The sequence below is a fragment of the Streptomyces sp. NPDC030799 genome, assembly GCF_055572255.1.
This window is the reverse complement of the sequence record NZ_JBVIDS010000001.1, coordinates 585,408-610,126: the sequence shown is the minus strand read 5'-3', so window position 1 is coordinate 610,126 and position 24,719 is coordinate 585,408. Positions and strand designations below refer to the sequence as shown.

Below are 24,719 nucleotides of genomic sequence, written 5' to 3'. Positions count from 1 at the left end.
CTTGCATCGGCATTTCGGACCACCGGCACGACGCGGGTAGTAGGTCGTACGGCCTAGGGCGTGCCGGCCGGCCTGATCCGAACGACACCCCCTAGACCGCCCGCAGGACCGTGACCACCGCCGCCCCGCCCAGCCCGATGTTGTGCGCGAGACCCACCCGCGCGCCCGGCACCTGCCGCTGCCCCGCCGTGCCGCGCAGCTGCCACACCAGCTCGGCCGTCTGGGCCAGCCCGGTCGCGCCCAGCGGATGCCCCTTGGAGATCAGCCCGCCCGACGGGTTCACCACCCAGCGGCCGCCGTATGTCGTGGCACCGGATTCGACCAGCTTCCCGGACTCCCCCGGGGCGCACATGCCGAGCGCCTCGTACGTCAGGAGTTCGTTGACCGAGAAGCAGTCGTGCAGCTCGATCACGTCCACGTCGTCGATGCCGACCCCGGCGCGCTCGTACGCCTGCCGGGCCGCGTCCCGGGACATGGGCTGCCCGACGACGTCGATGCAGGACCCGGACGCGAAGGACTCGGCGGTGTCCGTGGTCATGGCCTGCCCGGCGATCTCCACGAGACCGGTGGGACCGTGCCGCGAGGCGAACCGCTCGGACACCACCACGGCCGCCGCCGCGCCGTCCGAGGTCGGCGAGCACTGGAGCTTGGTCAGCGGCCGGTGGACCGTGCGGGAGGCGAGGACGCCGGCGACGTCGTACACGTCCCGGAACTGGGCGTAGGGGTTGTGCGCGGAGTGCCGGTGGTTCTTGGCGGCGACCGCGGCGAGCTGCGCCTCGGTCGTGCCGTACCGCTCCATGTGTTCGCGGGCCGCGGCACCGAAGATCTGCGCGGTGGGCGGGGCCTGCTCGAAGCCGTGCCGGGCGGCCATGATGCCGTAGTGCCGGGCCACGGGAGACGTCGTGAAGTCCCCGCCGTCCGCCCCTGCCCCGAGCGCGCCCTTCTTCATCTTCTCGAAGCCCAGCGCGAGCACGCAGTCGGCCGCGCCGCCCTCCACGAGCTGCCGGGCGAGCATCAGTGCGGTCGCGCCGGTCGCGCAGTTGTTGTTGACGTTGTAGACGGGGATGCCGGTCAGGCCGAGTTCGTAGGCGGCGCGCTGGCCCGCGGTCGAGGGCTGGAAACAGTAGCCCACGGGAACGTGTTCCACGTCCTCGTACACGACCCCCGCGTCCGCCAGCGCCGCACCGCCGGCCTCACGCACCATGTCCCAGTACTGCCACTGACGGGTCTCGGGCTTCTCGAACCTGGTCATCCCGACCCCGGCTACATAGGCCTTCATGGCGCGCAGACTAGAACTCGTTCCACCAATGAACCAGAGGTGACGGTACGTCAGATCCCCATGAGATGGTCAAGAATTCATTAGAGGCCCGAAGCAACGGAATAGTTGCCTGTGCATACGAGGTTTACCCGGCACTCATGTACACGGGAGGCCTCACTCAATGACCCACACGACGACCGACCAGCCGCCCCGGAGGGCGAGCGGCGCCGTGGTCCCGGTGCTCGCCTTCGCGGGCATCGTCGTCGCGGTGATGCAGACCCTGCTCGTGCCGGTCATCAAGGACCTGCCGCAGCTGCTGGACACCGCCCCCTCCAACGCCACCTGGGTGCTGACCTCGACCCTGCTGTCCGGCGCCGTCGCCACCCCGATCATGGGCCGGCTCGGCGACCTCTACGGCAAGCGGCGGATGCTGATACTCAGCCTCGCCGTGATGGTGGTCGGCGCCCTGATCAGCGCGCTCACCAGCCAGCTGCTCGTCATGATCGTCGGCCGTACCCTGCAGGGCTTCGCCATGGGCGCGATCCCGCTGGGCATCGGCCTGATGCGCGACATGCTGCCGCGCGAGAAGCTCGGCTCGGCCATGGCGCTGATGAGCTCCTCGATCGGCGTCGGCGGCGGCCTCGCCCTGCCCGCCGCGGCCCTGGTCGCGCAGCACACGGACTGGCACGCCCTGTTCTACGGCGCCGCGGGCCTCGGCGCGCTCGCCATCGTCCTCACCCTCCTCGTCGTACCCGAGTCCCCGATGCGGGCCGAGGGGTCCTTCGACCTGCTCGGCGCGCTCGGCCTGTCCACCGGTCTGGTCCTGCTCCTGCTGCCGATCACCAAGGGCAGCGACTGGGGCTGGTCGTCGGGCACGACGCTCGGTCTGTTCGCCGCGTCGGTCGTGGTCCTCGTCCTGTGGGGCCTGTACGAGCTGCGCGCGCCGGCACCCCTGGTCGACCTGCGCACCACCGCCCGCCCGGCCGTCCTCTTCACCAACCTCGCGTCGATCATGGTCGGCGTGGCGTTCTACGTCGTCTCGCTGGTCCTGCCCCAGCTGCTCCAGCTGCCGAAGGCCACCGGCTACGGCCTCGGCCAGTCCATGGTCGTCGCCGGTCTGTGCGTCGCCCCGCTGGGCCTGACGATGATGTTCACGGCGCCGGTCTACGCCCGCCTGTCCGCCAAGTACGGCCCGAAGACCACCCTCATCATCGGCCTGCTGATCATCGCGCTCGGCTACGGCGGCGGCCTCGGCCTGATGGACGCGGCCTGGCAGACGATCGTCACGTCCGTGGTCCTCGGCGCCGGCATCGGCCTCGCCTACTCCTCGCTGCCCGCGCTGATCGTCGGCGCGGTGCCGGCCTCGGAGACCGGTGCGGCGAACGGCCTCAACACGTTGATGCGGTCCATCGGTACGTCGGTGTCCAGTGCCGTCATCGGCATGGTGCTGGCCAACACGGCGAACGACGTGGGCGGTGTCGCGATCCCGACCATGCACGGCTTCCGGGTGTCTTTCCTGATCGCCACGGCCGCGGTGGCGGTGGGGCTGCTGCTCGCGCTGTTCCTGCCGAGTGCTCGCCGCGCGGCCCGGCAGGAGCACACGCAGCTCCGGGCCAGCAGCGAGGAGGACGCCGTGCTGGAGCAGGCGGAAGAGGTCCTGCGGGGCTTCCGGGGGCGGGTTCTCGGTGCCGACGGCGCGCCGGTCGCCCGGGCCAAGGTCACGCTGATCGACCGGCGGGGGCGGCAGGCGGGGGCGACCGTCTCCGACGAGGACGGCAGCTATGTGCTCGCGGTGCCGGCGCAGGGGGCGTATGTGCTGGCCGCGAAGGCCTCCGGCCATGGGCCGCTTGCTTCCTCCGCGACGCATTCCGGGGAGGAGCGGGCTGTCGAGCTGGATCTTTCGTTGCCTGGGGAAGTCGTCAGCGCCTAGAGCTCGGGGGGTCTGGCCGGTTCGCGGCTGTCCCGCCGTCGTGGCTGATCGCGCCGTTCCCCGCGCCCCGTTGGGGCGCCTACCGCACCCCCTGCCGAACAAGTGGGCAGGGGGTGCGGCAGCATGGGCCCCGGAACAGACGTACGACTGGAAGGCCACCCATGACCGCCCCCGCCCCCAAGCCCGAGATTCTGGCCGCGTTCGAAGGGGCCAAGGGGTTCATGCCCGTGGACGAGGGGCTGGCCCTGTACGCCGCAGCGGTGGAGGCGGGGCGGCTGGGGCTGCCGCTGCTGGAAGTGGGCACCTACTGCGGGCGGTCCACCGTGCTGCTCGCCGACGCGGCCCGTGCGGCCGGGGTCACGGCACTGACCGTCGACCACCACCGGGGCAGCGAGGAGCAGCAGCCGGGCTGGGACTACCACGACCCGGAGACCGTGGACCCCGAGGTCGGGCTGATGGACACACTGCCGGCGTTCCGCCGGACGCTGTTCAGGGCGGGCCTGGAGGAGCACGTGGTCGCCGTCGTCGGACGCTCCCCGCAGATCGCGGCGATCTGGAACTCCCCGCTCGGCTTCGTGTTCATCGACGGCGGCCATACGGACGAGCACGCCACCGCCGACTACGAGGGCTGGGCCACCCATGTGGCCGAAGGCGGCTTCCTCGTCATCCACGACGTGTTCCCGCACCCCGAGGACGAGTTCACCGGGCAGGCGCCGTACCGGGTGTACCTACGGGCTCTGGAGTCGGGCGCGTTCACGGAGGTCTCGGCGACCGGCTCCCTGCGTGTCCTGCGGCGAACGCGCGCGGGCATCTGAGGCCCCGGTTAGAGTCACAGACGTGTCGTACCTAGGCCCGGAGTTCGATCCCCCGCAGCCCCGCCGGTCCCGCCGCCGCCCGCTGGCCGTGGCGCTCGCCGTGCTGGTGCCCGGTGCGCTGCTCGGGTGGGTGGCGTACGAGGCGGCCGGCGGCGGGGCCTCCGCCGCCCCGGGCGCCCGCGGCGGCTCCGCCGTGCCGGCCCCCGCGTCGACCTCGCCGTCGGCCCCGCCCGCTTCTCCTGCGGACGGCGGCAAGCGGGCCTCGGGGGCGGCGCCCGCGGACGGTCCGTTGAAGGGCAAGGTCGTCGTCGTCGACCCGGGGCACAACCCGGGGAACTTCCAGCACACGGCCGAGATCGGCCGTCAGGTGGACATCGGGACGAACTGGAAGGAGTGCGACACCACCGGAACGTCCACCAACGACGGTTACACCGAGGCCCAGTTCACCCTCGACGTCGCCCACCGGCTGCGCACGCTGCTGGAGCAGCAGGGTGCCACGGTGAAGCTGACCCGTGACGGCGACAGTCCGCCCTGGGGGCCCTGTGTGGACGAGCGGGCCCGGATCGGCAACGCCGCGCACGCGGACGCGGCCGTCTCCATCCACGCCGACGGCTCCGCCGAAGGCAACCGCGGCTTCCATGTGATCCTGCCGGGGTCGGTGCACGCCGGTGCCGCCGACACCCGCCCGATCGTCGACTCCTCGCACGACCTCGGTACGCGCATCGCCGGCACCTTCCTGCGCGACACCGGTGAGCCGCCGTCCAACTACGTGGGCGAAGGTACCGGTCTCGTCACACGTACGGACCTGGGCGGTCTCAATCTGTCAACGGTTCCGAAGGTGTTCATCGAGTGCGGCAACATGCGCGATAGCAAGGACGCGGCACTGCTGACCAGCGGAGCCTGGCGGCAGAAGGCTGCGCAAGGGATCTCTGAGGGAATCGTGAGTTTCCTGCACGCGTCCTGACCGGCGGGCGGAACCGGCCGGACAGGCGGATCTTGCGGGCGGTAGTGTCTACCGACGACGAGACGACTTACGAAGGACCTTTGAAGTGAATATCCGCTCCCTCACTAGAGGCGACGGCGTGGTGATCGGAGCAGCGGTGATGCTGTTCATCGCGTCGTTCCTCACCTTCCAGAGCTACTCCTTTTTCGGCGGCTCAACCAGCGGGAATGCGTGGGACGCCCTGGGCACGGGCCTGGGCATCTACATGGGCGCGGTGATCGGTGCCGTCCTCATCGTCGTCAACCGCTGTCTGCCGCAGCAGCGCAAGGTGCTCGGCCTCGACCTCGGCCAGACCGGCACCGCGTTCGGAGTGCTGGCGGCCTGGTCGCTGCTGTGGACGCTGATCGACACCCCGGACGGTGCCGACGCCGGCGCGGGCCTCATCCTCGGCTTCATCGCCGCTCTCGTCCTCGCGGGCGGCGCCATCGCCACCCCCCTGGTCCCGGCCCTGCAGGCCGCCCTGGTGCCGGCCCCCACGCCGGTCGCGCCGCAGCCCTACGGCGCCCAGCCGCCCGGTGGTTACGGCTACCCGGGTGCTCCGGCCCAGCCCTACGGCGGCCAGCCGCAGGCGGGTCAGCCCTTCGGGCAGCAGCCGCAGGGCGGGCCGGCGGCCCAGCCGGCCGCGGCCCAGCCGGGCCCCGCGGACTTCTCGCCGTTCTGGTTCGCCGTTCCGGTCGCCCGTCCCCTGTTCCCGGAGGACGGTTCGCCGAACCCGATCGCCGAACTGGCGCCGGGCACCTGGTACCTGGCCGTCGAGCAGCGCGGCGCCGCGCTGGTCGCGCAGACCCAGGACGGCCGCCGCGGCGTGCTCCAGGACACCTCCGGCATCCAGCGCGGCTGACCGCCCGCACCTCGCCGCAGCGACGGCCCCTCACCCTTCCGGGTGCGGGGCCGTTGTCGTACAGTCGGCTCCCGACCAGTTGACTGACGGACCGTCAGGAGGCAGGACCATGCGGCTGGGTCTCGCACTCGGGTACTGGGGACGCGGTCCTGACGCCGGGCATGTGCCGCTCGCCCAGGAGGCGGAACGGCTCGGCTACGACTCCGTGTGGACGGCGGAGTCCTGGGGATCGGACGTCTTCACCCCGCTCACCTGGATCGCCGCGCACACCTCGACGATCAGGCTGGGCACGGCGGTTGCCCAGATGGCCGCGCGATCGCCGGCCACCACCGCGATGCACGCGCTCACCCTGGACCACCTCTCCGGCGGACGGATGCTGCTCGGGCTGGGCCTGTCCGGACCGCAGGTCGTGGAGGGGTGGTACGGCCGCCCGTTCCCCAAGTCGCCGCTGACCGCGACCCGGGAGTACGTGGACGTCGTACGGCAGGTGCTGCGGCGCGAGGCGCCGGCGCAGGCCGAGGGGCGGTTCCATCCGCTGCCCTACCGGGGCCCGGACGGCACGGGGCTCGGCAAGCCGCTGAAGTCGATCACGCATCCGCTGCGGCCCGGCCTCCCCGTCCTGCTCGGCGCCGAGGGACCGAAGAACGTGGCGCAGACACTCCGGATCGCCGACGGCTGGCTGCCGCTGTACTGGTCGCCGAGCCGGCCCGAGGTGTACGGGGACATGGTGCGCAAGGTGCCGGAAGGGTTCATGGTGGCTCCGCTGGCCCGGGTGAAGGTGTGCGACGACGTGGCCGAGGGGCTGCTGCCCGTGAAGGCCATGCTCGGGTTCTACATCGGCGGGATGGGCCACGCCTCCCGCAACTTCCACGCCGACCTCATGGCGCGCATGGGGTACGAGGAGGAGGCGCGGCGGATCCAGGAGCTGTTCCTCGCGGGGCGGCGAAAGGAGGCGGTGCTGGCCGTGCCGGACGCCTTCGCCGACGAGATCTCGCTGGTCGGCCCGCGACAACGCATCGCCGAGCGGCTGGAGTTGTGGCGCCGGGGCCCGGTGACGGACCTCCTGGCGCTGTCACCGGACCCGCACACCCTCAGGGTGCTCGCGGAGCTGAACTCCGAGGGCACCCCCTAACTGCCCTTGGCGAGCTCGGACGCCGAGGGCACCTGGTCCCTGACCGGGGCGCCGGCGCTCGCACCCGCGTGCTTGACGTCGCCGATGACGTCGTTGAAGGAGGAGGCCGCGCCGGCGTCACCCTTGCGCAGCCTGGACGGCAGGTTCTTCAGGGCGTCGATGCCGGCGCCGAGCGGTGCGAGCGCCTTGGCGAGCGTCGGGTCGCCCTGCGCGTTCCGCTGGGCCGCCTTGAGCCGGTTGTAGGCGAAGGCACCGGCGAGGCCGGCCTTCACCAGGGCCGTCCTGCGGCCCTGGGCGCCCTTGTTGAACGCGCCGGCCTTCCAGGGCTTCACGATCCACTGGTAGGCGGCGCCGGCCGCGAGACCGGCGTCGAGCACGAAGCGCGTCTTGGCGAACGTGCGCCGCTCCGCGGAGGTGGTGGGGGTGGGGGTCCCGGCGGCCAGGACCGCCGTGCTGTCCTTCGTACTGGCCTTCTCGACGGTCCTCTCGCTGCCGCAGGCGGTGGAGCAGGCCAGCAGGGCGCAGCACAGCGTGAGCGCCACGCAGAGGCGCCGTATCGGTACGGGCACGGAAGTCCTCCGGACATGTCCTCCCCGAGCGATCTGCTTCCTCCGGAAGCCTCACCCGCGACGGCAGGTTCCGCCACTCGGCGGGAGCCGGCCGGGTTTCACCGTCCCCCGCCCGGCAATCCGGAAGGTATGTCCCCTCGATATCGCAACGGTGCGAATCAGGCCGGGACGGTCATCGCGGTCGTCGCCGACATCATGGCCCTGATCCTCGGCCTGTGGATCCTGATGTACCTGCTGGACGCGAACCGGGCCAACAGCCTGGTCCAGTTCGTCCACGACGCCGCCGCCTGGCTGGCGGGCTGGTCCCATGACCTGTTCACGTTCAACGCGGCCTGGGCCCGGGTGGTCGCCGGTTACGGCCTGGCCGCGGTCGTCTACCTGTTCGTGGGCCACGCCATCGCCAACCGCATGCACCGGCACTGAAGCCTCGGGCCACCCCCTAGCCGCAGCAGTCGGGGTCCAGGCCGGTCGGCAGCTGTTCGCCGCCGAAGACCGCGCACGTCGCCTCGTGGCCGCCGAGCGCGGCGACGGCGAGGAGGAGGGAACCGGCCGTCCAGCTGGTGAGCTCCCGGGGCCAGATCGCGTCGTCCTCGAAGACATAGCCCGTCCAGTACAGGCCGCTCTCGGGGTCGCGCAGATGCTGGATGGACTGCAGGATCGCCAGGGCCCGGTCCGACTCCCCCACCGCCCACAGGGCCAGGGCGAGTTCGCTGGACTCGCCGCCGGTGACCCAGGGGTTGGGCACCACGCAGCGCACGCCGGCGCCGGGCACGACGAACCGGTCCCAGGACTCCTCGATGCGGGCTTTGGCCTCCTCGCCCCTCAGCGCGCCGCCGAGGACCGGGTAGTACCAGTCCATCGAGTAGCGGTCCTTGTCCAGGAAGCGCTCCGGGTGGCGGCGGATCGCATGGCGGAGTCCTCCCACCGCCAGCTCCCAGTCCGGCTGCGGCTCCTCACGCTGCTCGGCGATGGCGAGCGCGCAGCGCAGCGCGTGGTGGATCGAGGAGCTGCCGGTGAGCAGGGCGTCCGCGGTGGGCGTGCCGTCGTCCTCGCGGCGCCAGCCGATCTGGCCGCCGGGCTGCTGGAGTGCGAGCACCCACTCCACGGCCGCGTAGACGGTCGGCCACATGCGGTCCAGGAAGGTGTCGTCGCCGGTGGACAGGTAGTGGTGCCACACGCCCACGGCTATGTAGGCGACGAAGTTGGACTCGCGGGCGCGGTCGGTGACGTCGTCGTGGGCGCCGTCGGCGTAGGCGGCGTACCAGGAGCCGTCCTCGTTCTGGTGCCGGGCCAGCCAGCTGTAGGCCCGTTCGGCGGCCTCGTGTTCGCCGGCCGCGTCCAGGGCCATGGCGGCCTCGGTGTGGTCCCACGGGTCCAGGTGGTGCCCGCGGAACCACGGGATCGCACCGTCCTCCCGCTGTACGGCGAGGATGCCGGCGACGGTCGCGGCGGCCTGCTCGGCGGTGAGGACCCCGGGCAGGACGAGGTGTTCTGTCCGGGGAGTGGTCACTTGGCGGCCACCTCGTCGGACAGTCGCGGCAGATGCGGCTTGGTCGCGTAGACCACGAAGCTCTTGCCGATCAGCGGGTTCAGCGCCTGCTCGGCGACCCGGGTGGCGAGCGGTTTCTTCATGATGTCCCAGACCAGCAGCTTGTGGTACGCCCGCACCGGCAGCGCCTTGTCGTTGTCGACGCCGAACGCGCACTTCAGCCACCAGTACGGCGAGTGCAGGGCGTGCGCGTGATGGCTGCCGTACGGCTTCAGGCCGGCCTCGCGGATCTTCGCGACCAGTTCGTCGGCCTTGTAGATGCGGATGTGGCCGCCCTCGACCTCGTGGTAGGCGTCGGACAGCGCCCAGCAGACCTTCTCCGGGCCGTAGCGCGGCACGGTGATCGCGATACGGCCGCCCGGCTTGAGCACGCGGACCATCTCGGCGAGCACGCCCTTGTCGTCGGGGATGTGCTCCATCACCTCGGAGATGATGACGACGTCGAAGGAGTCGTCGGGGAAGGGCAGGGCCAGCGCGTCGCCCTCCATGGCCGTGGCGGTGGCGCCCTCCGGTGCCTCCCCGGCCTCCTTCATCGCCGCGAACCACTTGGCGACCTCGCGGATCTCCTCGCCGTTCTGGTCGAGGGCCACGACCTGGGCTCCGCGCCGATAGCACTCGAAGGCGTGCCGGCCGGCCCCGCAGCCGAGGTCCAGGACTCGGTCGCCGGGGGCGAGCGGGAACCGGGAGAAGTCGACGGTCAGCACGTGGCCCTGCTTTCGGGGTAGACGCCGGTGTCACTCGCCGAGGCCGCGGAGGCAACACTCGCCGAGGTCGCGGAGGCAGCACTCGGTGCGGCCGCGGGGCGGCCGGGTATCGGGGCGGCGGAGCGGCCGGGTATCGGGGCCGGTGAGCGGCCGGTGGTCACCGCGGCGCGGCCCGGGCCCGCGGAGCGGGCGATGGCCTCGCGGTAGTGGGCCACGGTGCCCTCCGCCGCACGGGCCCAGGTGAAGTGCCGTAGCACTCGCTCCCGGCCCGCGTGGCCGAGCCGCACCCGCAGCTCGCGGTCCCCCAGCAGTCGGCCGAGCCCGGCGGCCAGCGCGCCCGCGTCGCCGGGCGGTACGGCCAGGCAGGTCTCACCGTCGCGGCCGGCGACCTCGGGGATCGCACCGCCGGTCGTGGCGAGCAGCGGGGTGCCGGTGGCCATGGCCTCGGCGGCGGGCAGCGAGAAGCCCTCGTACAGCGAGGGCACGCAGGCGACCTCGGCCGAGCGGATCAGGTCGACCAGTTCGGCGTCGGAGATGCCCTTGACGAACTCGACGGCGCCTGCGAGGCCGTAGCGCTCGATCGCCGCCGCGACCGGCCCCTCCTCGGGGCGCTTGCCGACGACGACGAGATGGGCGGCCGGGTGCTCGGTGCGGACCTTGGCCAGCGCCTCCACCAGGAACACCAGCCCCTTGAGCGGCACATCGGCGCTGGAGGTGGTGACGATCCGGCCCGGCACCACGGGCACGGCCGGATTCGGCGCGAACAGATCGGTGTCGGCGCCGATGTGGACGACGTGGACGCGGTCGTCGCGGACGCCGAGGTGGTCCACGATCTCCTGGCGGGAGCTGCCGGAGACGGTGAGGACCGAGGGCAGCCGGCGCGCGACGCGCTTCTGCATGCGGGTGAAGGCGTACCAGCGCCGGACCGAGTACCGCCGCTGCCAGCCCTCGGCCGCGTCCAGCTCCAGCTGCCGGTCGACGGTGATGGGGTGGTGGATCGTGGTGACCAGGGGGGCGCCGATGTCGCCCAGCAACCCGTACCCGAGCGTCTGGTTGTCGTGGACGACGTCGAACGCGCCGCGCCGGGCGCGCAGATGGCGGCGGGCCCGCAGGGAGAAGGTCAGCGGCTCGGGAAAGCCGCCGGTCCACATCGTCGCCACTTCCAGGGCGTCGATCCAGTCCCGGTACTCGTCGCGCCTGGGGGTGCGGAAGGGGTCGGGCTGGCGGTAGAGGTCGAGGCTGGGCAGCTCGGTGAGGGTGAGGTGGGGGAAGCCCTCGTCGAGCACGGGGTACGGCTGCGAGCCGATGACCTCGACCCGGTGGCCGAGCCGGGCCAGCTCGCGCGAGAGATGCCGGACGTAGACGCCCTGGCCGCCGCAGAACGGGTTCCCTTTATAGGTGAGGAGCGCGATGTCGAGCGGTCGCTCGCCGTCGGCTGCGGGCTCCTTCTGGGCACCCGCATCCCGGGCCTCAGCGGTCACTCCGTGCCCCCTTCTGCCTGCACTGTCCCGCGAGACTATGCCGGGACGCTAATCTAGAACAAGTTTCAGACTTGATCGTTCAAGAGGCTCTGAATCTACCGGCAGGTAGGGGTGCTGTGAGCAGTGGATCAGGTGATTCGCGCCACGGCGCGTCGCCCTGCCATGCTGTCTGATCACGTGCCCCACAGACGCCTTCACCGACTGTCACGGACGGGACCCATGCCTGCGGACATTCCTACGGAATCCAAAGTGGAATCCAAGGTGGGAGCCAAGGGGGAAACCGGTACGGTCCGGCCCTCGTCGTCGTCGCTCACCGAGCGGCAGCAGGCCCGCCGCCGCCGGATCCTGCACGCGAGCGCCCAGCTGGCCAGCCGGGGCGGTTTCGACGCCGTACAGATGCGCGAGGTGGCCGAGTCCTCCCAGGTCGCCCTGGGCACCCTCTACCGCTACTTCCCCTCCAAGGTGCACCTGCTGGTCGCCACCATGCAGGACCAGCTGGAGCACATGCACGGCACGCTGCGCAAGAAGCCGCCGACGGGTGACACGGCCGCCGAGCGGGTGGCGGAGACCCTGATGCGCGCCTTCCGCGCGCTCCAGCGCGAGCCGCACCTGGCCGACGCGATGGTCCGCGCGCTGACCTTCGCCGACCGCAGTGTCTCGCCGGAGGTCGACCAGGTCTCCCGCCAGACCACCCTGATCATCCTGGACGCGATGGGCCTGGACGACCCCACGCCCGAGCAGCTCTCGGCGGTCCGGGTCATCGAGCACACCTGGCACTCGGCCCTGATCACCTGGCTCTCGGGCCGCGCCTCCATCGCCCAGGTGAAGATCGACATCGAGACGGTGTGCCGCCTGATCGACCTGACGGAACCCGGCGCCCATCCGTGATCACCGCCGCCGGCTCAGTGTCCACGCTGCTGCCTTCGCTCGGCCCGCCGTTGCCGCGCACGGCGGCGTTCCTCCTGCTGCCTGGCGATGTTGCGTGCTGTGCGCTGCGCGGCGACGCTGTACCGACGTGTGGCCAAGGGGGTCACCGTGCCGAACGTGACAAACCCGTCTCCAGCAACCCTGCCAGTCCCCAGCTCATGACGCATATTCCCACTGCGTTGAACACGGCCCCCGCCCCTCGCCACTTCATGCGCGGATCATAGGAGCAGCGGCAAGCGACGTACGCCGTGAACAGCGCCGACCATGGTCCGAAGGAGACGGCCTAGTCCTCCGGCGGGAACACCGGCTCCCCGCTCTCCAGCAAGGTGATCAGGATCGCCTCCACCGGGCAGCTCTCCGCCGCCTCCAGGATCGGCTCCGCGGCGTCGGGGTCCGGGTCCACCGGGTGGGACTGGCGGGCCGGGTCGAGGCGGAAGGCGTGCGGGGCGTGGTGGAGGCACTGGGCCGAGCCGATGCACAGCGACCGGTCGACCTCGACGTGCCAGCGGTCACCCATGCTCACGCCCCCGCCGGCAGGTGGATCATCTTGTGTTCGAGGTACGCGCCGAAGCCCTCGGGGCCGAACTCCCGGCCCAGTCCGGAGTTCTTGTAGCCGCCGAACGGGCCCAGCATGTCCAGGCTGAAGGTGTTGACCGAGTAGGTGCCGGTGCGGACCTGCCTCGCCACCTCGATGCCGTGCTCGGCGTCGGCCGTCCACACGCTGCCGGACAGACCGTAGTCCGAGTCGTTCGCGATCTTCACGGCCTCGGGTTCGTCGTCGTACGGCAGCAGGCAGATGACCGGTCCGAAGATCTCCTCGCGGGCGATGCGCATGGTGTTGTCGACGTCGCCGAAGAGGGTCGGTTCGACGTACCAGCCCCGCTCCAGGCCCGCCGGCCGGCCGCCCCCGGTGAGGATCTTGGCGCCCTCCTCCTGGCCGATGCGGATGTAGTCGAGGTTGCGGCGCTGCTGCCGCTGCGCCACCAGGGGGCCGACCTGGGTCGCCGGGTCCAGCGGGTCGCCGACCCTGAGCGCGCTCGCGGCCGCTGCGAAGGCGTCGGCGAACTCGTCGTAGCGGGCGCGCGGCAGGAGGATGCGGGTCTGGGCCACGCAGGCCTGCCCGTTGTTCATCCAGGCCGCCGGGACGATCCCCGCCACCGCCGCCTCGACGTCCGCGTCCGGCAGGACGACCGCCGCCGACTTTCCGCCCAGTTCCAGCGTGACCCGGGTGAGGTTGCGGGCGGCGACCTCCATCACCCGCTTGCCGGCCGCGACCGAGCCGGTGAAGGAGACCTTGTCGATGCCGGGGTGCCCGACCAGGTACTCGCCGACCTCCCGGTCGGCGGGAAGGATGGAGAGGACGCCCTCGGGCAGACCGGCCTCGCGGGCGATCTCACCGAGGAGGTAGGCGTCCAGCGGGGACTCGGGGGACGGCTTGAGTACGACCGTGCAGCCGGCCAGCAGCGCGGGGGCGAGCTTGGCCGCGGCGACGAACTGCGGGACGTTCCAGGGGACCACGGCGGCGACGACACCGACCGGTTCCCGGCGGACGAGGATCGGGCCGAGCACGCCGTCCCTGCGCTCCTCGTAGGTGTAGTCCCGCGCGACCCTGATCGCCGCGTCCCACACCATCATCGCGCCGAGCGCCTGGGCGAGGACGCTCCAGGAGTACGGGGAGCCGTTCTGCGCGGAGATCACCCGGGCGATCTCCTCGTGCCGGGCGGCGATGGCGTCCTTGATCCGGGTGACGACCTCGATCCGCTCCCCGAGCGTCGCCCGCGGCCACGGCCCCTCGTCGAAGGCGCGGCGCGCCACGGCCACGGCCCGGTCCACGTCCTGCCGGCAGGCGTGCGGCACCCGGCCGATGACCTCCTCGGTGTGCGGCGAGATCACCTCGATGACGTCCTCGCCCAGCGGATCGGTCAACTCCCCGCCGATGAACAGCTGTCCGTGTTCCACGAGCTCGGTCATGGCCTGCCGCCTCCCGCCGCACCGCACGTTTCTGACGCTGTTTCAGAACTGATATCAGTTCTAGTTACCATGGGCAATGGCCGTGGGCCGGAGGGGTGGAGGGCTGATGGTGCAGACGTTCGAGCACGGCGGGGGCGTACGGTCCGTGGCGGTTCCCATCCCGGACAACCCCCTCGGCCACACGCTGGTGTACGTGGTGGACACCGACCGCGGCCCGGTGCTGGTCGACACCGGGTGGGACGACCCGGGCTCCTGGGACACGCTGGCGGAGGGCCTGCGCGCCTGCGGCACCACGGCCGGCGAGGTCCACGGGGTGGTGATCACCCATCACCACCCCGACCACCATGGCTTGTCCGGCCGGGTGCGCGAGGCCTCCGGCGCATGGGTGGCGATGCACGCCGCCGACACCGCGGTCGTACGGCGCACCCGGCAGGCCCCGCCCGAGCGCTGGTTCACATACATGAGCGCCAAACTCGCGGCGGCCGGCGCTCCGGAGGAGCACCTCGCACCGCTACGCGCCCCCGGCGTCCCCCGGACCCTGCCCGGCCTCTCCCCCGCCCTGCCGGACCGGGAGATCGTCCCCGGCGAACTCCTCGACCTGCCCGGCCGCAGGCTGCGCGCGATCTGGACCCCGGGCCACACCCCCGGCCACGTCTGTCTGCACCTGGAGGAGGAGCACCCCGCCCGGCTCACCGGAAACGGCCGCCTGTTCAGCGGTGATCACCTGCTCCCGCGGATCACCCCGCACATCGGTCTGTACGAGGATCCCGACGACACGACCGTGACCGATCCCCTCGGCGACTATCTCGACTCCCTGGAGCGGATCGGCCGGCTCGCCCCCGCCGAGGTGCTGCCCGCACACCAGCACGCCTTCACCGACGCGACCGGCCGGGTACGCGAGCTGCTCGACCACCACGAGGAGCGCCTGGCCGGCTTGCTCGCCCTGCTCGCCGAGCCGCTCACCCCCTGGCAGCTCGCCGAGCGCATGGAGTGGAACCGCCCGTGGGCCCAGATCCCCTACGGCTCCCGGAACATCGCGGTCTCCGAGGCCGAGTCCCATCTGCGCCGCCTGGTGAAGCAGGGCCGCGCGGAGCCGGTGACGGGGAGCGAGCCGGTGGCCTACCTCGCGGTGTGATCCGGTGACGAACCCCTGACGTACCTCGGGCGTACCTCGCGGTGCAATCCGGTCGCCTCGCCCGGGGCGTCCCTATTGGATGGGCGCATGGACCCTTTGCGCAGTCTCGTCGCCCAGCACGCCTGCGAGCGCCTGATCATCGACTTCGTCCACCGGCTCGACCTCGGTGAACCGGCTTCCGTGGCCGAGCTGTTCACCGAGGACGGCAGCTGGGAGTGGCCCCCGCCGGGGGACGGGCGCCGGATCGAGGGCCGGCAGGCGCTGCGGTCGTACTTCGGCTCCCGCCCCGCCGACCGGCTCTCGCGCCGCCTGATGTCCAACGTCCTGGTCACGGTGACCGACTGGACCACGGCCAGGGCCGTGTCGTACTTCTCGACGTACCGGGTCGACGGATACGCGGGCGGCATGGTCCCCGCCGGGCCGCCCGTCCAGGTGGGGCACTACGAGGACACGTTCCGCCGGGTCGACGGCAACTGGCTGATCGCCTCCCGCACCCTGCACCTGCCCTTCGCCGGCGACACCCCGAAGGTCGGCTGAGGACCGATGCGGGCCGGTTGGGCTCAGCCGTGTCCGCGCTCCGCCGTAATGATCATCTCGGCGAGGTCGGCGAGCGTGGCGAGCTGCCGTGCGTTCATCTGCGGGGCGCGGGCGGCGAGCCGGACGAGACCGCTCTCACGCAACCGCACCAGCGGGTCCGCCTCGGCCTCCAGACACTGCAGCACCGGGCGCAACGCCTCCTGCAGCGCCTCCGGTTCGTCGGCGGTGAAGAAGCCGGCGGGCAGGCCGAAGAAGCGGCGCAGCCGGTCGGTGTGCTGCAGTCCCGGCATCCCGCTCTTGCGCCATTCGCTCAGCCACTGCCGGCTGGTTCCGGCGATCCTCGCCAGCTCGTCCAGCGAGTACCGCTTGCCGTCGGGCCGGCGCCGGGTCTCGCGGATGAAGTCCAGCCGCTGGCGCACCCGCCCGGCCAGAGAGGTCTCCGTCGCCCGCCCGCCGGCGAGCAGTTCGACGACGACGTTCACGGGGATGCCCGTGCGATGGGACAGATCGGCCACATCGAGGACTTCCGGCAGCCGGCCGGGCCTGCCGGTCAGCTCGCCGAGCCGGTCCAGGACAGCGGCCAGCGAGGCGTAGGCGTCACTCACCGAGGTCCCCCCTGGCGTGTCGTCCGTTCGGTGGCTGGGCTGACGGCGAGGCTACCCGGTCACTCGTTCGCCGACCAGACGCGACAACGCTTCCTGCTGAAGATGGCAGTAATCGTTGACAGTTGAGGGTGCGACGGGTGAGGATCACGACACAGAGAGCAAGATGCGACCCGCCCGGGTGCCCTAGACCCGCCCCGGGTGCCGTCTATGGGGGAGCGGCATCCGGGGTGTTTCTCTGTCCCGCTCCTCCTGCGAAGGTGGTGCGCCGATGCCGCAGCCCGTCCTTCTGCTCGGGGCCGGCCGGGCCGCACACGGCGGATACCCGCTGGCACGGATCGCCGCCGTACGCCCGGTGGTGCTGGCCGACAGCTCGGTGCCCGGCTGGGCGCGGCCGTTCCTGTCCGGCCATCTCCAGGCCGACCCGGCACGGGAGGCGGAGACCGCCGAGACGGTGGCGCGGTACGCCGCCCGGCATCCGGTCGCCGGCGTGCTGACCTGGAGCAGGGCACACCTGGCCGTGGCCGCGCGGATCGCCGGACGGCTCGGCCTGCCGGGCCTGCCGTACGAGACGGCCGCCGTCTGCGCCGATCCGCCGGCCTTACGGGCGCTGTTGCTCCGCAACCGGGTGGTGCCCACGGGACCGGAGGACACGGAGGGGCCACTGGTGTCCGCCGAGACCGTCGTCCTGGACGACGAGGTCCGCATCACCGCGCTGACCCGTACGACGTCGCTGGGGCATTCCGTCCATGCTCATGACGCCCTGCTGCACAACCCGTTTCTCCGGCAGAGCGTGCAACGGGCGGTACGGGCGCTGGGTCTCACCCACACCGTCGCGCATGTGAGCCTGCGGCTGACCGGGCGAGGGCCGCGGGTGACCGCGGTCGCTCCGCATCTGCCGGGTGATCTGATTCCGTGGCTGGTGGAACGGGCGACGGGAGTGGATCTGGTGGGGGCGACGCTGGCGCTCGCGTGCGGGGCGGTGCCTGAAGTGACACCTACGCGGCAGCGGGCGGCGGCGATCCGGTTCGCCGACGGCGCCTGCCGACGGGCCTCGCGGGAGTACTGGGTCGTCGAGGGCGCGGATGCCCTGGAGTGCGAACGGGCCTTCGACGCGGCGTAGCCCGCCCCCCTCAAGACAGTTGCCCCACCGCTCGTATGACGTGCTCGGCCTCTTCGAGGAGCTCCAGCTCCCTCGGCGTCATCGTCGGGTTGGCCGCCCTGCGCCGCCGCGACCCGGCCCGGTACGGCGTGCAGTCGCCGCAGCAGCGAGGCGAGCAGGGTGCCGGCCTCCGCCGCGCCGACCCGGCCCTCGCCGGGGGCGGTCAGCAGCGTCGGGCCGGACAGGCTTTTCAGCGTCAGATCGGTGCGTGAGCCGGTGGGTCGCCCCCGTGGCGCGGGACAGCCGTGCCGACGTACGTATGCCATCACGGCGCACGCGGCTGCCGCGTCCCCCCGGCCGTCGCGGTCCCGGCGCAGGACCCAGGCGTCGTCGACCTCGTACACATCGGCCGAACGGCCCTACCCCAGCAGTCTCCCCGTCTCCGTCATGGCCGTGACCCTGGTCACCGCTGTCCTGTGCCCACAGCCACTCCTCAGGGCGCTGAAGGCTGCCGGTAAAGTGGCGGGGTCGTCATCACACCCGTACGGGGGGAAGCCGGTGCAATTCCGGCGCCGACCCCCATCCGTGAGCCGCTGTTCGCGGTGAGCCGGACTGCCCCGTACGGCACGTTGACCGGCTTGCGTGCGTCGGCCGCCCGCCGCGCACGGCACCGTCGAGGTTTACGGAGCCGAGCCGCCCGGGGCCACCCGCGCGCTGCCCGGCTCCCTGCAGGGAGAGGCAGTCGCCGACCATGAACGTCCGCCGCAGTGCCGCGGCTCTCGCCGCCGTAGGCGTGCTGGCCGCCGCCGCACCCGCCATGGCCGCCGGCCCGTCCCCGTCGCCCAAGGTCGCGATCCCGTCCGGGCTGTACGGCACGTCCGACCCGACCTACGACGGTGTGTGGCGCCAGTCGCTGACGCTGGTCGCCCAGCGGACCCTCGGCTACCGGCCGGCCGCCTCGGCCGTCGACTGGCTGGCCGGGCAGCAGTGCGGCAACGGCGCGTTCGCCGCGTTCCGCGCCACCCCGGACAAGGCCTGCGACGGCAAGGTCATGGTGGACACCAACAGCACGGCCGCCGCCGTCCAGGCGCTGCAGGCCGTCGGGGGGCACGACGCGCAGGTCCGCAAGGCCCTGGTCTGGCTGACGAACGCACAGAACAAGGACGGCGGCTGGGGGTACTCGCCGGGCGGCGCGAGCGACACCAACTCCACCAGCGTCGTCATCGGCGCGTTCGCCGCGGTCGGCCAGGACCCCGCTCGGGTGCGCACCGGCGGCAAGTCCCCCTACGACCTGCTGGCCGCCATGTCCGTGCCCTGCGACCAGGACGGCGGCGGTGCCCTCGCCTTCCAGCCGGACAAGAAGGGCAAGCCGGCCGCCAACGCGGACGCGACGGCGGCCGGGGTGCTCGGCGCGCTCGGCAAGGGGTTCGTCGTGCAGGCCGGCAAGGCGCCCGCGCACGCCGCCTGCAGCCGGGCCGGCCACCCCGGCCCCGCGCAGGTCGCGGACAACGCCGGCGCGTATCTGGCGGCGGCCGTCGCCAAGACCGGCCACCTGCAGTCCGTGCTGCCCGGCGCCAAGGACCGGCCGGACTTCGGCAACACGGCCGACGCGGTCGTCGCGCTCGCCGCGGACGGGCGCACCGAGCAGGCGAAGGCGTCGTACGCCTGGCTGGAGAAGAACGCCTCCCAGTGGGCGGCGCAGAGCGGTCCGGCGGCGTACGCCCAGCTGATCCTCGCCGCGCACGCGGTCGGCGCACAGCCGGGTGACTTCGCCGGCACGAGCCTGGTCCGGTCCCTCAACGAGCTGGGGCCCGCCCCGCAGATGGCGACCGAGCAGAAGCAGAAGACGAAGTCCGACAGCGGTTCGAGCTTCGGTGTCTGGTGGTTCGTCGGCGTCTGCCTCGTCGCGGGCATCGGCGTCGGCTTCCTGATCAGCGGCCGGAAGAAGCAGCAGCCGTGACCGCGGTCCGCCGCGCCGCGAGCCTGCTGGGCGCCGTGCTCGTCCTGCTGGCCGGGGCCGGGCAGGCGCACGCCGTCGGCTACCGCTACTGGTCCTTCTGGGAGCGGACCGGCGGACACTGGACGTACGCCACGCAGGGCCCGTCGACGGCCCGTCCCGACGACGGCGCCGTGGAGGGCTTCCGTTTCGCGGTGAGCGCGGACTCGGCGGACGCGAACCGGCCGCGCGGCGCGACGGACTTCGGCACGATCTGCGCGGCGACGCCCGCCACGTCCGGTACGAAGCGGGTGGCCCTGGTCCTCGACTTCGGCACCGCCGCGGACGCACCGTCCGGCGAGACACCGCCGGCGCGTCGTACGGCGTGCGCGCGGGTGTCCGCCGACGCGACGACGGCGGACGCGCTGGCCGCGGTGGCCAAGCCGCTGCGCTACGACTCCAACGCGCTGTTGTGTGCGATCGCCGGCTATCCGAAGAGGGGCTGCGGGGAGCAGGTGGCCGCCGGCCGGAAGGCACCGGAACAGAGCGGCGGTTCGTCGAGCGGCCCCTCGCTGGGTCTGCCGATCGGCGCGGGTGTCGTCGCCCTGCTGGCAGGCGCGGCGGTGTGGCAGTCCCGACGGCGGCGAAATGTCTCCGGTTGACCGCGGCCCGTCCGTGGCTGGTCGCTCTCACCGGGCGCAGCCTGCCGCTGTTCACCCCGGTGCCTGGTGGCTCTGGTCGTTGAGCCTCGGTACCGCCGCCACCCGCACCACCAACCCCCTTCTCCTCGCCCTCCTCATATCCGCCTCCGCCTACGTCGTGGCAACCCACCGCACCACCACCCCCACCTCCCACGCCTACACGGCCTTCGCGAGAGTCGCCCTCGCCGTCCTCCTCGTCCGCCTCCTCTTCGCGATGGCGCTCGGCTCCCCGATCCCCGGCACCCACACCCTCCTCACCCTGCCCGAAGTCCCGCTGCCGCACTGGGCACAGGGCATCCACCTGGGCGGCAAGGTCACCGCCGAGGCGCTCGTCTTCGCCGCCTACGACGGGCTGAAGCTGGCCACCCTGCTGATCTGCGTCGGCGCGGCGAACGCGCTCGCCAGTCCCACCCGGCTGCTGAAATCCCTGCCCGGCGCGCTGTACGAGGCCGGCGTCGCCGTGGTCGTCGCCCTCACCTTCGCGCCGCACCTCATCGCCGACGTCCAGCGCCTGCGCGCCGCCCGCCGCCTGCGCGGCCGCCCGGACCGGGGCCTGCGCGGTCTGCTGCAGGTCGGGCTACCGGTCCTGGAGGGCGCGTTGGAACGCTCGGTCGCGCTCGCCGCCGCGATGGAGGCCCGTGGCTACGGCCGCACCGCCGAGGTCCCCGCCGGTGTCCGCCGTACGACGGCCGCGCTCACCCTCGGCGGCCTGCTCGGCGTGTGCGCCGGCACCTATGGGCTGCTCACCGCGGAGGGCGGCGCGTACGGCGTCCCGCTGCTGCTCGCCGGTGTCGCCGCCGCGCTCGCGGGTCTCAGGCTCGGCGGCCGGCGTTCGCCGCGCACCCGGTACCGGCCGGACCCGTGGGACGCGCGGGCCTGGCTGGTCGCCGGCTCCGGTGTCGCCGTCGCCGCGCTGCTCACGCTCGCCTCGGCCCGCGACCCGGAGTCCCTGCACCCCGGTGTCGTCCCCCTGACCGCCCCCACGCTCCCCCTGTGGCCCGCCGCGGCGGTCCTTCTCGCCCTCCTCCCCGCCGTCGTCGTACCCCAGGCCCCCAAGGAGCCGTCGTGATCCGCTTCGAGGATGTCAGCGTGACGTACGACGGTGCGGCCGAACCCACCGTCCAGCGCGTCGGCTTCGAGGTTCCGGAGGGCGAACTGGTGCTGCTCGTCGGCCCGTCGGGGGTGGGCAAGTCGACGGTGCTCGGCGCGGTGAGCGGTCTGGTGCCGCACTTCACCGGCGGCACCCTGCGCGGCCGCGTCACGGTGGCCGGCCGGGACACCCGCACCCACAAGCCGCGTGAACTCGCCGATGTGGTCGGCACGGTGGGGCAGGATCCGCTCGCGCACTTCGTGACCGACACCGTGGAGGACGAACTCGCCTATGGCATGGAGTCCTTGGGGCTCGCCCCGGAGGTGATGCGGCGCCGGGTGGAGGAGACCCTCGACCTGCTGGGCCTCGCCGGACTGCGCGGCCGCCCCATCGCCACCCTCTCCGGAGGGCAGCGACAGCGCGTCGCGATCGGCTCCGTGCTCACCGCCCACCCGCAGGTGCTGGTCCTGGACGAGCCGACCTCGGCACTGGACCCGGCCGCGGCGGAGGAGGTCCTGGCGGTGCTCCAGCGTCTGGTGCACGACCTGGGCACGACGGTCCTGATGGCCGAGCACCGCCTGGAACGCGTGATCCAGTACGCCGACCGCGTGGTCCTCCTGCCCGGCCCCGGCGAAGCGCCGGTCGTCGGCACCCCGGCCGAGGTGATGGCCGTCTCCCCCGTGTTCCCGCCGGTGGTGGACCTGGGACGACTGGCGGGCTGGTCCCCGCTGCCCCTCACCGTGAGAGACGCCCGCCGCCGCGCCGGGGACCTGAGGGAACGCCTGGCCGCAGCCGTGGGCGCACATGCCGCTTCGGGTGCGGGGACGCGGGGGCCGGTCGCGCCCACGCGGCGACAGCCGCACATCGGATACAGCCCCACGCTCCCGGGGAACTGCGGCCCCGTCGAGCGCGGAGGCGCGGCACCCCGCGAGCGCCCGCAGGCGGACCAGCCCCCGGCCCGCACCGGCACAGGGCGCCGCCTCCGGTTCCGGCGCCGTCCCGCCCCCACCGCAGAAGCCCGGCGGACGCACATCGCCGAAGTCCGCTCCCTCTCCGTCCGCCGCGCCCGCACAGACGCCCTCCGGCGCGTCGACCTGACGGTGGCTCCCGGCGAGACCATCGCCCTCATGGGCCGCAACGGCGCCGGAAAGTCCACCCTGCTCAGCTCCCTGGTCGGACTCGTGACTCCCACCTCCGGCACCGTCACCGTCGGTACGGTCACCCCCCACCTCGCCTCCCCCCGCGACCTCGTCCGCCGCGTCGGCCTGGTCCCCCAGGAGCCACGGGACCTCCTCTACGCCGACACGGTCGCCGACGAGTGCGCGGCGGCCGACCGGGACGCGGGGGCCGAGCCCGGCACCTGCCGGGCCCTGGTGTCCGAGCTGGTGCCGGGGATCACGGACGACACCCACCCCCGCGACCTGTCCGAGGGCCAGCGCCTCGCGCTCGCCCTCGCCGTCGTACTGACCGCCCGGCCGCCCCTGCTGCTGCTCGACGAGCCGACACGCGGCCTCGACTACGCGGCCAAGGCCCGCCTGGTGACCGTGCTGCGCGGGCTCGCCGCCGAGGGGCACGCGATCGTGCTGGCCACGCATGACGTGGAGCTGGCGGCCGAGACGGCGCACCGGGTGGTGCTGCTCGCCGAGGGCGAGGTGATCGCGGACGGGCCGACGGCGCAGATCGTCGTCTCCTCACCGTCCTTCGCGCCGCAGGTGACGAAGATCCTCGCCCCGCAGCAGTGGCTCACCGTGGCCCAGGTACGGGAGGCCCTCGGATGAGCGCCGCACGGCCGGGTGCCGCACGGCTGCACGCCGTCCGGCTCGGCCCCCGTTCGCTCGCCGCGCTGGCGCTGGTCAGCGCGGTCGGCGTGGCCGCCTTCTGCTGGCCCTTCCTCGCCCCGCCCACCTCGCAGCTGAGCGCCCATGCCCAGGACGCGCCCTGGCTCTTCGCGGGCCTGCTGGTGCTGCTGGTCGCGGTGGTGGCGGCGACGATCTCCGAATCGGATCTCGGGCCGAAGGCCGTGGCCATGCTGGGTGTGCTGGCCGCGACCGGGGCCGCGCTGCGCCCGATCGGCGCGGGGACGGCCGGGGTCGAGCCGATGTTCTTCCTGATGGTGCTCAGCGGGCGGGTGCTGGGCCCCGGCTTCGGCTTCACCCTGGGCTCGGTGACGATGTTCGCGTCCGCCCTGCTCACGGGCGGGGTCGGGCCGTGGCTGCCGTTCCAGATGCTGTCGATGGGCTGGTTCACGATGGGCGCGGGGCTGCTGCCGGGGCCCGTGCGGCTGCGGGGACGCGGGGAACTGCTGCTGCTGGCCGGCTACGGCTTCCTCGCCGCCTTCGCCTACGGCACGGTCATGAATCTGGCGGGCTGGCCGTTCATGGGTGCCTCCGCCTCGAACATCTCCTTCGACGCGCATGTCTCCGTCCCGGCCAACCTGGCCCGTTTCCTCGCCTACTGCCTGGCCACCTCGCTCGGCTGGGACCTGGGCCGGGCCGTCTGCACGGTGGCGCTGACCCTCGCGCTCGGACCGGCCGTGCTGCGCGCGCTGCGCCGGGCCACCCGGCGGGCCGCCTTCGAGACCGCGGTCACATTCGGCGAGCACGGTCGGTGAGTTCCCGTCTCCGCGTGGTGAGCGAGTCGGTGAAGCACCCCACATGACGCAGGTCACCTACGATGCGGGACCGTAGTCCCAAATGTCCGATACTTCCTTTCGTGCACCCCCGCTGACCTGCACTTTGAGAGCCACGCCACACGGCGGATGATTCCGGCCGATCCGGCCACAACTAGTAAAAGGGGTCATTGCGGACCGACTTCGCGCCTGCTTGTCTGGACGACGTCGCCAGGCGCCACGAGCCCTCAGGGCCGCGGCGCCGACGCATGCGGCCACAGCGCGTGGTCCGTCCCATGCGGGCGATCCCCTGTCCCCGACGCAAGAGGTTCTCCGTGTCCGTCTCCTTCATCCGCCGCATCGCTTCCCCGAAGAAGGCCCTCACCGCCGCCGCCGTGGCCGCCGCCACCGCCGGTATGGCGCTGTCCGCGGCACCCGCCCAGGCCGCGCCCGCCTCGGCCTCCTCCGCTCAGGCGATCGCGCACAAGATGATCCCGGACGCCGCGCAGTTCAACGCGTTCAGCAAGATCGTCGAGCGGGAGAGCGGTTGGAACCCGACCGCCACCAACAGCTCCTCCGGCGCGTACGGCCTGGTGCAGGCCCTGCCGGGTTCGAAGATGTCCTCGGCCGGTGCCGACTGGAAGACCAACCCGGCCACCCAGATCAAGTGGGGCCTGGACTACATGAACTCCCGCTACGGCAGCCCGGCCAAGGCCTGGAGCTTCTGGCAGGCCAACGGCTGGTACTGAGCCGACACCCAAAGCCTCCGAAGGCGGCGACCCGCTCCCGGGCCGCCGCCTTCGGCGTTCCCTCACCTGCGCCGCATGG

At 72.6% G+C, this 24,719-nt stretch carries 24 protein-coding genes and 1 pseudogene; 16 read left to right on the top strand and 9 right to left on the bottom strand.

Annotation, left to right across the window (positions count from 1 at the left end; genetic code table 11):
* Positions 1-91: 91 nt before the first annotated feature.
* Complete coding sequence (locus ACZ41I_RS02685; RefSeq protein WP_468512995.1) at positions 92-1,279, bottom strand: thiolase C-terminal domain-containing protein; 1,188 nt, start codon at positions 1,277-1,279, stop codon at positions 92-94.
* A 160-nt stretch (positions 1,280-1,439) separates the two neighbouring features.
* Between ACZ41I_RS02685 and ACZ41I_RS02680 the strand changes: the two genes are divergently transcribed.
* The 5 genes from ACZ41I_RS02680 to ACZ41I_RS02660 all read left to right on the top strand — a co-directional run bounded on the left by ACZ41I_RS02680 (position 1,440) and on the right by ACZ41I_RS02660 (position 6,979).
* Positions 1,440-3,188 carry an MFS transporter gene (locus ACZ41I_RS02680; RefSeq protein WP_468326408.1) on the top strand — a complete coding sequence of 583 codons (1,749 nt, stop codon included), beginning with the start codon at positions 1,440-1,442 and terminating at the stop codon, positions 3,186-3,188.
* A 161-nt stretch (positions 3,189-3,349) separates the two neighbouring features.
* Positions 3,350-4,003, top strand: a complete 654-nt coding sequence (locus ACZ41I_RS02675; RefSeq protein WP_363215444.1) for a class I SAM-dependent methyltransferase — start codon at positions 3,350-3,352, stop codon at positions 4,001-4,003.
* Positions 4,004-4,025: 22 nt separating this feature from the next.
* A complete protein-coding gene (locus tag ACZ41I_RS02670; RefSeq protein WP_363215445.1) occupies positions 4,026-4,967 on the top strand; it encodes an N-acetylmuramoyl-L-alanine amidase in 942 nt (313 codons plus the stop codon).
* Between the two features lie 118 nt (positions 4,968-5,085).
* Positions 5,086-5,847 (top strand): hypothetical protein, encoded by a 762-nt coding sequence (locus tag ACZ41I_RS02665; RefSeq protein ID WP_363215446.1) that lies wholly within the window; start codon positions 5,086-5,088, stop codon positions 5,845-5,847.
* Between the two features lie 109 nt (positions 5,848-5,956).
* Positions 5,957-6,979 (top strand): LLM class F420-dependent oxidoreductase, encoded by a 1,023-nt coding sequence (locus ACZ41I_RS02660; protein WP_468512994.1) that lies wholly within the window; start codon positions 5,957-5,959, stop codon positions 6,977-6,979.
* Here the strand turns inward: ACZ41I_RS02660 and ACZ41I_RS02655 are convergent.
* A complete protein-coding gene (locus tag ACZ41I_RS02655) occupies positions 6,976-7,548 on the bottom strand; it encodes a hypothetical protein (RefSeq protein ID WP_468512993.1) in 573 nt (190 codons plus the stop codon). The genes ACZ41I_RS02660 and ACZ41I_RS02655 overlap by 4 nt on opposite strands.
* A gap of 129 nt (positions 7,549-7,677) precedes the next feature.
* Between ACZ41I_RS02655 and ACZ41I_RS02650 the strand changes: the two genes are divergently transcribed.
* On the top strand, positions 7,678-7,971 hold the full coding sequence (locus ACZ41I_RS02650) for a hypothetical protein (RefSeq protein ID WP_363219090.1): 294 nt from the start codon (positions 7,678-7,680) through the stop codon (positions 7,969-7,971).
* A gap of 16 nt (positions 7,972-7,987) precedes the next feature.
* Here the strand turns inward: ACZ41I_RS02650 and ACZ41I_RS02645 are convergent, their stop codons facing one another.
* From ACZ41I_RS02645 to ACZ41I_RS02635, 3 genes are read right to left on the bottom strand one after another with little or no spacing between them, the layout of a single operon-like run.
* Positions 7,988-9,058 (bottom strand): prenyltransferase/squalene oxidase repeat-containing protein, encoded by a 1,071-nt coding sequence (locus ACZ41I_RS02645; RefSeq protein ID WP_399771617.1) that lies wholly within the window; start codon positions 9,056-9,058, stop codon positions 7,988-7,990.
* On the bottom strand, positions 9,055-9,801 hold the full coding sequence (locus ACZ41I_RS02640; protein ID WP_363219092.1) for a class I SAM-dependent methyltransferase: 747 nt from the start codon (positions 9,799-9,801) through the stop codon (positions 9,055-9,057). Before ACZ41I_RS02640 ends, ACZ41I_RS02645 begins: the two co-directional genes overlap by 4 nt.
* Positions 9,795-11,282, bottom strand: a complete 1,488-nt coding sequence (locus ACZ41I_RS02635; protein WP_468512992.1) for a glycosyltransferase family 4 protein — start codon at positions 11,280-11,282, stop codon at positions 9,795-9,797. The genes ACZ41I_RS02640 and ACZ41I_RS02635 overlap by 7 nt, the downstream gene beginning before the upstream one ends.
* 231 nt (positions 11,283-11,513) lie before the next feature.
* Between ACZ41I_RS02635 and ACZ41I_RS02630 the strand changes: the two genes are divergently transcribed.
* Positions 11,514-12,170: a TetR family transcriptional regulator gene (locus ACZ41I_RS02630; RefSeq protein ID WP_468513080.1), complete on the top strand. Its 657-nt coding sequence runs from the start codon at positions 11,514-11,516 to the stop codon at positions 12,168-12,170.
* A 322-nt stretch (positions 12,171-12,492) separates the two neighbouring features.
* On the opposite strand, the gene ACZ41I_RS02625 is transcribed toward ACZ41I_RS02630, so the two are convergent.
* Together ACZ41I_RS02625 and ACZ41I_RS02620 are read right to left on the bottom strand one after the other, a co-directional pair.
* A complete protein-coding gene (locus ACZ41I_RS02625) occupies positions 12,493-12,726 on the bottom strand; it encodes a ferredoxin (RefSeq protein WP_399771621.1) in 234 nt (77 codons plus the stop codon).
* 2 nt (positions 12,727-12,728) lie between these two features.
* Complete coding sequence (locus tag ACZ41I_RS02620; RefSeq protein ID WP_468512991.1) at positions 12,729-14,180, bottom strand: aldehyde dehydrogenase; 1,452 nt, start codon at positions 14,178-14,180, stop codon at positions 12,729-12,731.
* A gap of 106 nt (positions 14,181-14,286) precedes the next feature.
* On the opposite strand from ACZ41I_RS02620, the gene ACZ41I_RS02615 reads away from it, so the two are divergent.
* Both ACZ41I_RS02615 and ACZ41I_RS02610 read left to right on the top strand, forming a co-directional pair.
* Entirely contained in the window at positions 14,287-15,315 is a 1,029-nt protein-coding gene (locus tag ACZ41I_RS02615; protein WP_468512990.1) for an MBL fold metallo-hydrolase, read from the top strand.
* Positions 15,316-15,402: 87 nt separating this feature from the next.
* Entirely contained in the window at positions 15,403-15,852 is a 450-nt protein-coding gene (locus tag ACZ41I_RS02610; RefSeq protein ID WP_363219097.1) for a nuclear transport factor 2 family protein, read from the top strand.
* A 23-nt stretch (positions 15,853-15,875) separates the two neighbouring features.
* Here the strand turns inward: ACZ41I_RS02610 and ACZ41I_RS02605 are convergent, their stop codons facing one another.
* Entirely contained in the window at positions 15,876-16,457 is a 582-nt protein-coding gene (locus tag ACZ41I_RS02605; RefSeq protein ID WP_363219098.1) for an XRE family transcriptional regulator, read from the bottom strand.
* Positions 16,458-16,725: 268 nt separating this feature from the next.
* Here ACZ41I_RS02605 and ACZ41I_RS02600 point away from each other — a divergent pair, with 268 nt between their 5' ends.
* Positions 16,726-17,577 carry a hypothetical protein gene (locus ACZ41I_RS02600; protein ID WP_399772127.1) on the top strand — a complete coding sequence of 284 codons (852 nt, stop codon included), beginning with the start codon at positions 16,726-16,728 and terminating at the stop codon, positions 17,575-17,577.
* Between the two features lie 107 nt (positions 17,578-17,684).
* On the opposite strand, the pseudogene ACZ41I_RS02595 reads toward ACZ41I_RS02600, so the two are convergent.
* Positions 17,685-17,963: pseudogene (locus ACZ41I_RS02595) on the bottom strand (phosphotransferase); the annotation flags it as partial.
* 344 nt (positions 17,964-18,307) lie between these two features.
* On the opposite strand from ACZ41I_RS02595, the gene ACZ41I_RS02590 reads away from it, so the two are divergent.
* From ACZ41I_RS02590 to ACZ41I_RS02565, 6 genes are all read left to right on the top strand, one after another.
* Positions 18,308-19,516, top strand: a complete 1,209-nt coding sequence (locus ACZ41I_RS02590) for a prenyltransferase/squalene oxidase repeat-containing protein (protein ID WP_468512989.1) — start codon at positions 18,308-18,310, stop codon at positions 19,514-19,516.
* Positions 19,513-20,154 (top strand): SCO2322 family protein, encoded by a 642-nt coding sequence (locus ACZ41I_RS02585; protein WP_363219101.1) that lies wholly within the window; start codon positions 19,513-19,515, stop codon positions 20,152-20,154. Before ACZ41I_RS02590 ends, ACZ41I_RS02585 begins: the two co-directional genes overlap by 4 nt.
* Positions 20,141-21,262 carry a CbiQ family ECF transporter T component gene (locus ACZ41I_RS02580; protein WP_468512988.1) on the top strand — a complete coding sequence of 374 codons (1,122 nt, stop codon included), beginning with the start codon at positions 20,141-20,143 and terminating at the stop codon, positions 21,260-21,262. Before ACZ41I_RS02585 ends, ACZ41I_RS02580 begins: the two co-directional genes overlap by 14 nt.
* Complete coding sequence (locus ACZ41I_RS02575; protein WP_468512987.1) at positions 21,259-23,061, top strand: ABC transporter ATP-binding protein; 1,803 nt, start codon at positions 21,259-21,261, stop codon at positions 23,059-23,061. Before ACZ41I_RS02580 ends, ACZ41I_RS02575 begins: the two co-directional genes overlap by 4 nt.
* Positions 23,058-23,894, top strand: coding sequence for an ECF transporter S component (locus tag ACZ41I_RS02570; protein WP_363219104.1), 837 nt, complete (start codon positions 23,058-23,060; stop codon positions 23,892-23,894). Before ACZ41I_RS02575 ends, ACZ41I_RS02570 begins: the two co-directional genes overlap by 4 nt.
* 332 nt (positions 23,895-24,226) lie before the next feature.
* Positions 24,227-24,640: an aggregation-promoting factor C-terminal-like domain-containing protein gene (locus ACZ41I_RS02565; protein WP_363219105.1), complete on the top strand. Its 414-nt coding sequence runs from the start codon at positions 24,227-24,229 to the stop codon at positions 24,638-24,640.
* Positions 24,641-24,719: the final 79 nt, after the last annotated feature.